Here is an 11,812-nt window from a genome sequence, read left to right as displayed (position 1 = left end):
GCTCATACTCGAACGTTTCAGACGTCACTTACGGAGATTCACCCATGGCCAGAACCCAGGCAAAGACTGCTCAAGAAATCCTGATGGAAGATTTCCAGACGCTGGTCAGCGACACGGAACGCTTGCTCGATCACACCGCGACGCTGGCAGGCGATCAAGCCGATGCACTGCGCAGCCAGATCCACGAAACCCTCCTGCGCGCCCGCGAAACACTCAAGCTGACCGAAGACTCCATGCGCGAACGCGGCCAGGCGGCGGTAGTCGCCACCGAGGAATACGTACAGGCCAACCCTTGGCAATCGGTGGGCATTGCCGCAGGCGTTGGTTTTCTGATTGGTCTGTTGGCGACACGGCGCTGATCATGGGTATCGACGAATCCGGCTCTTCCGAAGCGGGCACACAACCTACAGCGCGCCGCCTGGGCGCGGCATTTCTTGGCTTGCTGCACAGCCACGTCGAATTGTTCGGCATGGAGTTGCAGGAACAGAAAGCACGTACCGTCAGTCTCCTGCTGTTCGCCGGGCTTGCGCTGGTGTTCGGCTTGCTGCTGTTGGTCGGGCTTTCAGCGTTGGTGCTGATCCTGGTGTGGGACACGTATCGCCTGTCGGGCATTATCGGCCTGTGCCTGTTTTATCTGCTGGCGGCGCTGTTCTGCGGCCTGCGGCTCAAGGCAGCGATCTACGACGAGTCCTCCCCCTTCAACGCCACCCTCGAAGAACTGGCCAATGATCGGGAGCGCCTGCTGCCATGAGCCTGCCTGATATCCCTCAAGCCCGGACACGACAGGAAATGCGCAAGGCCCTGGTGCGCCTGCGCATGGAAATGCATCGCCAGGAAATCCGTCAGGAAACCCGTCAGTTGCTGCAGCCCTTGCAACGGGTGCGCGGCCTGACGAAAAGCTGGCACGAAGGTTTCGGCATCAAGCACGCGCCCCTGTGGGGCGTCGCAGCGGTGTCTCTGCTGGGTTTCCTCACCGGCAAACGGACCCGTCATGGCGGAGGTGGCTTGACAGGCCTGATTCGCCTGGCGACGACCTTGCTGCCGTTGATCAAGCTGACCAAGGACCTGCGCAAGCCCTGAGAACCTGCGACCTGCGGTGCGGGAGCCTGCGCCCGCTGGACTGCGAAGCCGGCCTGTTTGCGTGGGCGCCTCGCACTCAAGCGGGAGCAAGCGTCCTCGCCTCGAAGGTTGTGTATCCGGTCTGTGCTGGCCTATAGGCCTTGCAGGGCGCCCCACGAACCGGGAAGCTAGGGCATCGACATCATCGAACGGAGCAACCGGCCTTGGATTGGCATACCCTGCTGACTCGCGAACGTCTCGGAAAACCACTGCACAGCCCCCAAGAGCTGGGCCGTAGCCCCTTTCACAAGGACCACGACCGCATCATCTTTTCCGGTGCCTTCCGCCGCCTCGGGCGCAAGACGCAAGTGCATCCGGTGTCCAGCAACGACCATATCCATACGCGTCTGACCCATTCCCTGGAAGTCAGTTGCGTCGGGCGCTCCCTGGGCATGCGCGTGGGGGAAACCATCCGCAACGCCCTGCCCGACTGGTGCGAGCCAAGCGACCTGGGCATGGTGGTGCAGTCGGCCTGCCTGGCCCACGACATCGGCAACCCGCCGTTCGGTCACTCCGGCGAGGATGCCATTCGCTATTGGTTCCAGCAGGCCGCCGGGCGGGGTTGGCTTGATGCCATGAGCGAAGCCGAGCGCAACGACTTCCTCAATTTCGAAGGCAATGCCCAAGGCTTCCGCGTGCTCACCCAACTTGAATACCATCAGTTCGACGGCGGAACCCGGCTGACCTATGCCACCCTCGGCACCTACCTGAAATATCCCTGGACCGCCCGCCACGCCGACTCCCTGGGCTACAAGAAGCACAAGTTCGGTTGCTACCAGAGCGAACTGCCACTGCTGGAGCAGATCGCCCACAAACTGGGCCTGCCGCAGATCGAGGACCAGCGCTGGGCACGGCATCCATTGGTGTACCTGATGGAGGCCGCCGATGACATCTGCTACGCGCTGATCGACCTGGAAGACGGCGTGGAGATGGATCTTCTGGAATACCCCCAGGTGGAATCACTGCTCCTGGACCTGGTGGGCGACGATCTTCCGGACACCTACCGGCAGCTTGGACCGCTGGACTCGCGGCGGCGCAAACTGGCAATCCTGCGGGGCAAGGCCATCGAACACCTGACCAACGCCGCCGCCCGGGCGTTCGTCGAGCAGCAGGAGGCGTTGCTTGCCGGCACGTTACCGGGGGACCTGGTGGAACACATGCATGGCCCGGCAAAACGTTGCGTGTTGAATGCCAAGGACATGGCGCGCCGCAAAATCTTCCAGGACAAGCGCAAGACCCTACATGAGATCGGCGCCTACACCACCTTGGAAATCCTGCTCAACGGCTTTTGCGGCGCCGCCCTCGAACAGCACGGCGGCCGCACGCCTTCGTTCAAGAATCGCCGTATCCTGGACCTGCTGGGGAACAACGCGCCGGATCCCGACGGCCCATTGCACGGCGCGTTTCTGCGCATGATCGATTTCATCGCCGGGATGACTGACAGCTACGCCAGCGAAATGGCCCAGGAGATGACAGGCCGCACGCGTCAATAAAAGGCACCCTTTGCAGCACCTCGAAAAAATGTGGGAGCGAGCTTGCTCGCGATGACGCAGGCACATCCAGCATCGATGTGCACAGACCCACCGCCATCGCGAGCAAGCTCGCTCCCACAGGGGGACTGGCGGTGCATGTGGGTTTTGTAGCGCCATCCACAGGAGTTTGAAGTAGATAAATACATGTATGGCTTACACAAACCTTGATTAAAACGTTTCCTTTGTTTGCACAAACAACACAGTCAAAGAAATATCCCTTCACACACCGCCAACACTTCCCCCTCTTATTGTCATTCACCGACTAAAAAACCGATTACATCGTAATATCTTGCCTCTTTTTTTGTAGGAAACTTCTGAAATTGAAGTTGCATGCCCGTCTCTTCGTATGGCCCTGGCTGTAAGTGGGCTAAGGTGCGCGCTTTATTCAAGTTCGCAGGGTATTTATTCATGAACTCCGTTTTCATTGTCGACGATCATCCGGTCATTCGCCTCGCCGTTCGCATGCTCCTTGAACATGAGGGCTACAAGGTCGTAGGAGAAACTGACAACGGCGTCGACGCGATGCAAATGGTGCGCGAATGCATGCCAGACCTGGTTATCCTCGACATCAGCATTCCCAAACTTGACGGGCTGGAGATCCTGTCGCGCTTCAACGCCATGACCACGCCGCTCAAGACACTGGTGCTCACGGCACAATCACCGACGCTCTTCGGTATCCGATGCATGCAATCCGGTGCCTCTGGTTACGTTTGTAAACAGGAAGACCTCAGCGAACTTGTCAGCGCGATCAAAGCGGTATTGTCCGGCTATAACTATTTCCCCAGCCAGGCACTGAACCCGGTACACCCGGAAGATCCGCGAAGCCTGGAGCTGGACCTTTTCAAAAGCGTCAATGATCGGGAACTGATGGTATTGCAACTTTTCGCCCAAGGCCGAACCAACAAGGAAATAGCCAAGGGGATGTTCCTCAGCAATAAAACCGTCAGTACTTATAAAAAACGCCTGATGCAGAAACTCAAGGTCAAGTCCTTGGTCGAGCTGATTGAAATGGCGAAGCGCAACGCGCTGGTGTGAGAAAACAGCATGTTCAAACGCATAACCGAATGCCTCCTGATGATCAGCGCAACGTTGTATACAGGCGTGCTCGCGGCGACACCGGATGCGCTTGGGCAATACACGCTGCTGGGGCGTTCATCCATGGCCCAGGCCGAAATCAAGCTCGATGATGTTCACCGCGCCTGGCTAAAAAGCCGGAAGGAACTGGTCCTGGGGACGTCCGCACCGGATTACCCGCCCTTCGATCTCTCCGCCAGCGGGCGCGACTACGAAGGCCTGACCGCCGACTATGCCGATATCATCGCCAAGGCCACCGGCCTGCCCATGAGAGTCCTGCGCTTCGCTTCCCGAGAGGCCGCCATGGCGGCGCTCAAGGATGGGCAAATCGATATGCTTGGCACCGCCAACGGTTTCGAGGCCCGCGACCCCGATGTTGTGCTGTCGACGCCGTACGCAGTGGATCAGCCCGTGCTCGTCACCCGAACGAATGAAAGCCGATCCCTGAATGACGATCTCAAGGGATTGCGGCTGAGCATGGTCTATCACTATCTGCCGCTTCGGGAAATCGAAAAACTCTACCCCAAGGCCATTATCACCACCTACCCTTCCTACCAGAACGCCATCAATGCCGTCGCCTTCGGCCAGGCCGATGTCTTTCTCGGCGATACCCTGTCCACCCACTACATGATCAGCAAGGGTTACTTGAGCAATATCCGCATGGCCAGCTTTGGCAAACATGAGTCCTATGGATTCGGTTTCGCCGTACGCCGAGGCGATGCCCGTCTGCTGGACATCCTCAATGCCGTACTGAACCAGGTCCCTATCGCCGAACAGGCGGCCATCTCCAAGCGCTGGAGCGCGGGCAGCGACCTCTACCTCACAGACCACCGGGTACGATTGACCGACCGCGAGCGACGCTGGCTGGCCCGGCATCCGGTGGTACGGGTGGTGGTGAACGAAACCTCCGCCCCCTTCACGTTCTTCGACTCGGACGGCGATTTTCGCGGCATCAGCGCCGACCTGCTGGAGCTGATCCGGTTGCGCACCGGCCTGCGCCTGGACATCCAGCGCCGCCAGAACGACAGTGAGATGATTGCTGCGGTCCTGAACGATCAAGCCGACATGATCGCCGCCCTGTTGCCCAGCCGGGAACGGCAACGCCAGTTGAAATTCAGCCGCCCCTATGTCGACAGCTCGTTCGTCCTGTTGACCCGCAAGTCGTCCGACACGCCCACCACACTCGATCAGTTCGGCCACGCCAGCCTGGCGATCGCCAAAGGCAATCCGATCATTGAATGGCTACGCAGCCAGTACCCAAGTATCCAGATCATCGAAACGGATGGCCCCTTGCGCGCCGTGGACATGCTTGCCCATGGCCAGGTCGACGGCAGCGTGAACTCGCAGGTGATGGCCAACTACTTCATCTCCTCCCATGCCTGGCGGGACAGGTTGCAGATCAGCAGCACGGTGGGCACCCAACAAGCCCTGTTCGCACTGGCCACGGCCAAGGACGCCAACGAGCTGAACGCCATCCTCGACAAGGCCCTGACCAGCATCGACCCCGACGAACTGGGCGTCATAAACAACCGCTGGCGCGGTTACGTCTCGCCTTCGGAACACACCTGGCGTACCTACAATCGCTTGTTCTTCCAGGTCGTCGCGGGCGTGGGTCTGTTGCTGCTGCTGTCTTTGGCGTGGAACGCCTACATGCAGCGCCAGATCAGGCAACGCCAGCGGGCGGAACTGGCCCTCAACGATCAACTGGAATTCATGCATTCACTGCTCAATGGCACCCCCCACCCCATTTACGTGAGGGATCGCAACGGCATCCTGCAAAGTTGCAACGACAGTTACCTGGAAGCCTTCAACGCCAAGCGCGAAGACGTCATTGGCAAGGACCTGATGCCAGGCTCCATGAGCAACGCCTTCGAAGCGCAGGAGTACCAGGCGGACTACCAACGCGTCATGGCCGAAGGCACCGCCCTGATCGTGGATCGCCCCTTGCACATCGGAGACCGGAAACTGACGATCTATCACTGGATCCTTCCCTACCGAAACTCCGCCGCTGAAGTACAAGGCATCATCGGCGGCTGGATCGATATCAGTGAGCGACGGCAACTGTTCGAGGAGTTGCGCGCGTCCAAGCAACGGGCCGATGACGCGAATCGCGCCAAAAGCACGTTCCTGGCCACCATGAGCCATGAAATCCGCACGCCGATGAACGCGGTGATCGGCATGCTCGAACTTGCCCTGAAACACGCCGACAAGGGCCAGGTGGACCGCTCGACCATCGAAGTCGCCTACGAATCCGCGTCCGGCATGCTTGAACTGATAGGCGATATCCTGGACATCGCCCGTATCGAATCCGGCCATCTGAGCCTGGCCCCCGAACGCGTCAATCTCAGGGCCCTGCTGCAATCGGTCATACGAGTCTTCGAGGGCGTGGCCCGGCAGAAAAGCCTGGTGTTGTCGCTGCAGTTCGACGCCGCCGAGGGCAACCCCGACGTGTTGATAGACCCCTTGCGATTCAAGCAGGTGCTGTCGAACCTGATCAGCAATGCCCTCAAATTTACCGAGCAGGGCCAGGTCGCAGTCAAGGTCCGGCTGTCGCCAACTGACCGGGACGACGTCCAGCACCTGCATCTGGAGGTCAACGACAGCGGCATCGGCATCGACCCGGCCGACCTGCAACGTCTGTTCAAGCCATTTGCCCAGGTCGACAACACCAACCGGATGGCCCGCAAAGGCGCGGGCCTGGGGCTGGTGATCAGTCGCAACCTGTGCCGGATGATGGGCGGCAGCCTGCACATGAGCAGCCAACCCGGCTCCGGCACCCGGGTCCTGGTCCACCTGCAACTGACCGTCCTGTCGACAGCGCCAGTTGACGCCCCTCTTGAACCGCTTATCGAAACGGCCCAGGCCACCTTGAACGTCCTGATCGTGGACGATCACCCGGCCAACCGCCTGCTGATGTCCCAGCAATTGGAATACCTGGGCCACCACTACCAGGTCGCCCACGATGGCGCACACGGGCTCGAGGTCTGGCAACAAGGCCATTTCGATCTGGTCATTGCCGATTGCAACATGCCCATCATGAGTGGCTACGAACTGGCCCGGTCGATTCGGCGCGAGGAGTCCCAACAGCGACGACCACCCTGCACTCTCCTGGGGTTCACCGCCAATGCACAACCGGAGGAAAAACAACGCTGCCAGGAGGCTGGAATGGATGACTGCCTGTTCAAACCGATCAGCCTGAGCGCCCTGAGCCAGTGGATCAAGACGGTCAAACCCAGCGCTCGCCCGGTGGTTTTCAGCATGCACAGCCTCCAGGCATTGACCGGCGCAGACCCTTCGTCCAACCGGCGCCTGCTGGCCGAATTACTCAGCAGCAGCCGCGCGGACCGCCAGGAGTTGCTCGACGTCGCCCAGGGGGCAAACCGCCAAGCGCTGACCGAAGCGGCGCACAAGATCAAAGGCGTCGCCCGCATCGTCCAGGCGACTTCGCTGATCCAGCGGTGCGAGGCGCTGGAGCAGGCCTGTCACCAGGCCCAGGTACCTGAACGAATCAGCGCCTGCATCGACGCCCTCGACTGCGCCATGACCGAACTGGAGCGAGCCCTGGAAATAGAGATCGCCAAGGCAAAATAATCCAGCGTTTACTATGCTATTCCCTCAGCAGTGCGTACCTGGGGGGTTCTCGATCGGTTTCCCTTGCACGCGGGAACACCCATCGAGAACACCCCTGACCCATGGAGTGACTGCAATGCCCAGCGCACCGCGTCCGGACAAACGCCGGTTCCCCCTGCACGTCCACATCAGCGTGATGTTTACCCTGCTTTTGTTGTTGACCGGGGTGGTGCTGGGTATTTTCAATTACCGGCAGACCACGCAAATCATCCTGTCGAGCAGTGAAAAACTGTTCAACCGAATTGAACAGGATGTGCGCCTGGATTTGTATGACACCTACGAACCCATCCGCCACCTGTTGAGCCTGTTGGCCGACTACCCGGCGACACGCACACCGCAGATGGCCCAACGCCTGGCCCTGCTCGTGCCCTTCAGCCAGGCATTGCGGGACAACCCGAACCTGGCGTCGTTGTACCTGGGCGATCGGCGTGGCAATTTCCTGATGGTCCGGCCGTTGCGTACCGCGACGCTGAAAACCACCCTGCAGGCACCCGCCGAGGCGGCCTATCAGGTCTGGACCGTGGAGCGCGCCGCCGAGCAAGGCCCGGTCCATTCCCAGTCGTTGTTCTACGACGAGACCCTGACGCTCATCGATCGCCGGGACATGGCCGACGAAACCTACGATCCGCGCAGCCGTGGCTGGTTTCGCAGCGCCATCGACAGTACCGAGCAGATCACCACCGAGCCCTACGTTTTTTTCTCCACCCACAACGTCGGCACCACCCTTGCCCGGCGCAGCGGCGAGCAGGCGGTGATCGGGGCCGACTTGACCCTGGCGGCCCTGTCCCAGACCCTGGCCAAGCACAAGGTAACCCCCGGCACCGAGGTCGTGTTGCTAGATCCCCAAGGCAACGCCGTGGGCTATCCCGACAGTGACCGGCTACTCGCCGACGCCCAGTCGGCGCGCCTGACCAAGGCCCGCGACCTCAGCCCGGCCATCGCCGCCGTCCTTGCCGACAACGTTGACACGACACGCCTGGAAGCGGCCGGACGCCAGTGGATCGTTTCGCGCAGCCACATGCAGGAAGGCGGTCCCCAAGGCCTGGAACTGGCGCTCCTGGTGCCTGAAGATGAGCTGCTGGACAACGCTTATCGCATGCGTTGGCAAGGCGCACTCATCACCCTCGCCACCCTGCTGCTGTGCCTGCCCCTGGGCTGGCTGACGTCCAGGATCCTGGTCAAGCCCTTGCGCGAACTGGTGCAGGAGGCCGACGCCATTCGCAGCTTTGATTTCAACTATCCGGTGTCGCGCCGCTCCCCGGTGCTGGAAGTCGACCAGTTGAGCGTCTCGATGGCGCGCATGAAAGAGACTCTGGCGAGCTTCTTTGAAATCACCGCCAGCCTGCGCGCCGAAACCCGCTTCGCCCCACTGCTGGAGCGGGTGTTGTTCGAAACCGTGAAAATCGGCCAGGCCCAGGCCGGCCTGATCTACCTGCGCGAAAACGACGACAATCGGTTCAAGCCCTATGGACTGGTGATCGATGGCACGCCCAGGGACCTCGATACCTTCAAGCTGGGCAGTCATGAGCTGCAGGCGGACGACAGCCCGCCATGGCTCCAGCAACTGGCCGCCGCGGACAATCTGGTGACCTCCCTGGGTTTCGAGCAGGCGGCCGACCTGCAGGGCATCCTGCGGGAACTGGACTCGCCTCGGGTCCACCTGATCGGCATCCGCCTGCGCAATCGCCACCAGGAAACCGTCGGCATGCTGGTGTTGCTGGTCTCCGACAGCGGCACCGAAGCCGACCTGGAAAAGCTCCAGCCCGACCGCATCGCCTTCCTGCAGGCCGTGTCCGGTGCCGCCACCGTGAGCATCGAGGGCCAGCGCCTGCAAGCCAAGCAAAAGCAACTGCTGGACGCCTTCATCCAACTGCTGGCCGGCGCGATCGATGCCAAGAGCCCCTACACCGGCGGCCATTGCCAGCGGGTGCCGGTACTGACCCTGATGCTCGCCCAGGCCGCCGCCGCCAGCCAGGCACCGGCGTTCACCGCCTATGAGCCGACGGAGGATGAATGGGAAGCCCTGCACATCGCCGCCTGGCTGCACGATTGCGGCAAGGTCACCACCCCCGAATACGTCGTCGACAAAGCCACCAAACTGGAAACCCTGAACGACCGGATCCATGAAATACGCACCCGCTTCGAAGTGCTCAAGCGCGACGCTTGGGTCGATTACTGGCAGGCCATGGCAAGCGGCGGCGAGTCGTCATCCCTGGCGCAGCGGCGCGACGCGACATTGACGGCCCTGGATGATGACTTCGCTTTCGTCGCCCGCTGCAACCTGGGCTCCGAAGCCATGGCCGAGGCCGACCTGCAACGCCTGCAACACATTGCGCAACGTCCTTGGACCCGGACCCTCGATGATCGCCTGGGCGTTTCCTGGGAAGAGAACCGGCGCCAGGCCCGCACGCCCAAGCCGACACTCCCGGTCACCGAGCCGCTGTTGGCGGACAAGCCCGAACACCTGTTCGAGCGCCACGCGGCCGAACTGATCCCGGCGGACAATCCGTGGGGCTTCCAACTTGATGTGCCGGCCTGGAAATACAACCGCGGCGAGCTCTACAACCTGAGCATCGCGCGAGGCACGCTGACCCGCGAGGAGCGCTACGTCATCAATCATCACATGGTGCAGACGATCCTGATGCTCAGCCAGTTGCCCTTCCCCAGCCACCTGGACAACGTGGCGGAGATCGCCGGCGGGCATCACGAGAAGATGGACGGCAGCGGTTATCCCAAGCGCCTCAAGCGCGAAGAGATGAGCCTGCCGGCACGCATGATGGCCATCGCCGACATTTTCGAAGCACTGACGGCAGCCGACCGTCCCTACAAAAAAGCCAAGACGCTGAGCGAGGCCATGGGCATCATGGCCGCCATGTGCCGTGACGCCCATATCGATCCCGAACTGTTCGGGCTGTTCATCGAAGAAAAGATCTACCAGCGCTACGCCGAGCAGTTCCTCGACCCGCACCAGATCGATGAAGTCGACCCCGACAGCCTGCTGGTCAAGGCCGGACTGAAGGCATGATCAGCAATCCGTCAGGCGCAGGAAGATCGCAGCCAACGCTTCAATACCGGCCTGGTCATGCTCGCTGAAACGCGCCAGTTTCGGACTGTCCAGGTCGAGCACGCCGATCAGGCGCCCGTCCTTGACCAGCGGCACCACCAGCTCGCTGTTCGAGGCGCTGTCGCAGGCGATGTGCCCGGCGAAGGCATGGACATCTTCGACGCGCTGGGTCTGCCGGGTCGCTGCCGCCGTACCGCATACGCCGCGGCCAAAGGGTATCCGCACGCAGGCGATCTGGCCCTGGAAGGGTCCAAGGACCAGCGTTTCATGGCGATTGAGGTAGAAACCGGCCCAGTTCAAATCGTCCAGCTGGCTGAACAGAAACGCCGAAAACTGCGCGGCGTTGGCGATGAAGTCACGTTCATCGGCCAGCAAGGATTCCAGTTGTGCCGATAACAACGCGTAGCCATCGAGGCCGACACCGCAGCCCTTCAAATCGATCATGCCTTGTGCTCCAACAATTTCAGGCCTACCCAATAACGGGCAAACTGATAAGCGCAACGTCCGTTGCGGTTGCCGCGACCGGTTGCCCAGCGCACCGCCAGCACATCCAGCGCTTCGTCGCGCTGCCAGGCCAGCCCGGCCTTGGCCGCCAACTCGCCGATCCAGTGTTCCACGACGTTGAGGAAATGCTCCTGGGTAAACGGATAAAACGACAGCCACAAGCCAAAGCGGTCGGACAAGGCGATCTTGTCCTCCACCGCTTCGCTGGGGTGAAGTTCGCCGTCGACCCGTTTCCAGTTCTCGTTGTCGCTTTCCTTTTCCGGCACCAGGTGACGACGGTTGGAGGTGGCATACAGCAGCACGTTGTCAGGCGCCTGCTCCAGGGAGCCATCCAACACGCTCTTGAGCACACGGTAATCGCCTTCACCAGACTCGAACGACAAGTCATCGCAGAACAACACGAAGCGCTGGGGCAGTTTCGCAACCTGCTCGACCACCCGGGGCAGATCGGCCAAGTGATCGCGTTCGATCTCGATCAACCGCAGGCCATGCTGGGCATGTTCGGCCAACAGGGCGCGTACCAGGGAAGATTTTCCGGTGCCACGCGAGCCCCAGAGCAAGGCATGGTTGGCGGGCATGCCATCGATGAACTGCCGGGTGTTGCGGCCCAGTTGTTCGACCTGGCGGTCCACGCCGATCAGGTCCGACAGACGCATGTCGAGACTGACTTGCAGCGGCAGCAGATAGCCGCTGCGCCCGTCACGCTGCCAGCGGGCGGCCAGGGTCCGGGTCCAATCGATAGCCGGCCGGGGCGCCGGCAGCAACGGCTCGATCCGGGCCAGCACGGCATCGGCGCGCTCAAGAAAAGCATTCAATCGCGAGTCCACGTCTTTTCCTCGGACAGGTTCACAGTAATGATGGCGTTCCAACAACGAAACGCCGTATCCAA

The 11,812-nt window shown here is 61.2% G+C and carries 9 protein-coding genes; 7 read left to right on the top strand and 2 right to left on the bottom strand.

All coding sequences use genetic code 11. The features are described from left to right. Positions 1 to 44 precede the first annotated feature (44 nt). From ACMTA2_RS09820 to ACMTA2_RS09790, 7 genes are all read left to right on the top strand, one after another. Positions 45 to 359 carry an ElaB/YgaM/YqjD family protein gene (locus ACMTA2_RS09820; RefSeq protein ID WP_092166820.1) on the top strand — a complete coding sequence of 105 codons (315 nt, stop codon included), beginning with the start codon at positions 45 to 47 and terminating at the stop codon, positions 357 to 359. 2 nt (positions 360 to 361) lie between these two features. After that, on the top strand, positions 362 to 751 hold the full coding sequence (locus tag ACMTA2_RS09815; protein ID WP_060738527.1) for a phage holin family protein: 390 nt from the start codon (positions 362 to 364) through the stop codon (positions 749 to 751). Beyond that, positions 748 to 1,080 carry a hypothetical protein gene (locus ACMTA2_RS09810; protein WP_413794677.1) on the top strand — a complete coding sequence of 111 codons (333 nt, stop codon included), beginning with the start codon at positions 748 to 750 and terminating at the stop codon, positions 1,078 to 1,080. Before ACMTA2_RS09815 ends, ACMTA2_RS09810 begins: the two co-directional genes overlap by 4 nt. A 203-nt stretch (positions 1,081 to 1,283) precedes the next feature. Then, positions 1,284 to 2,612: a deoxyguanosinetriphosphate triphosphohydrolase gene (locus ACMTA2_RS09805; RefSeq protein WP_413794676.1), complete on the top strand. Its 1,329-nt coding sequence runs from the start codon at positions 1,284 to 1,286 to the stop codon at positions 2,610 to 2,612. Positions 2,613 to 3,059: 447 nt separating this feature from the next. Continuing rightward, the gene (locus ACMTA2_RS09800; protein ID WP_413795624.1) at positions 3,060 to 3,686 is read left to right on the top strand and encodes a response regulator; all 627 of its coding nucleotides are present in this window, start codon (positions 3,060 to 3,062) and stop codon (positions 3,684 to 3,686) included. Between the two features lie 9 nt (positions 3,687 to 3,695). Then, positions 3,696 to 7,316: a transporter substrate-binding domain-containing protein gene (locus ACMTA2_RS09795; protein WP_413794675.1), complete on the top strand. Its 3,621-nt coding sequence runs from the start codon at positions 3,696 to 3,698 to the stop codon at positions 7,314 to 7,316. A 115-nt stretch (positions 7,317 to 7,431) separates the two neighbouring features. Then, positions 7,432 to 10,380, top strand: a complete 2,949-nt coding sequence (locus tag ACMTA2_RS09790) for an HD domain-containing phosphohydrolase (RefSeq protein WP_413794674.1) — start codon at positions 7,432 to 7,434, stop codon at positions 10,378 to 10,380. Here the strand turns inward: ACMTA2_RS09790 and ACMTA2_RS09785 are convergent, their stop codons facing one another. After that, positions 10,381 to 10,863 (bottom strand): GAF domain-containing protein, encoded by a 483-nt coding sequence (locus ACMTA2_RS09785; protein ID WP_413794673.1) that lies wholly within the window; start codon positions 10,861 to 10,863, stop codon positions 10,381 to 10,383. Continuing rightward, positions 10,860 to 11,750 (bottom strand): ATP-binding protein, encoded by an 891-nt coding sequence (locus ACMTA2_RS09780; RefSeq protein ID WP_413794672.1) that lies wholly within the window; start codon positions 11,748 to 11,750, stop codon positions 10,860 to 10,862. The genes ACMTA2_RS09785 and ACMTA2_RS09780 overlap by 4 nt, the downstream gene beginning before the upstream one ends. Positions 11,751 to 11,812: the final 62 nt, after the last annotated feature.

It is taken from the genome of Pseudomonas medicaginis, assembly GCF_965119365.1.
Taxonomy (GTDB): domain Bacteria; phylum Pseudomonadota; class Gammaproteobacteria; order Pseudomonadales; family Pseudomonadaceae; genus Aquipseudomonas.
Note: the sequence above shows the minus strand (reverse complement) of the source record. Positions and strands in the feature narration are given on the sequence as shown.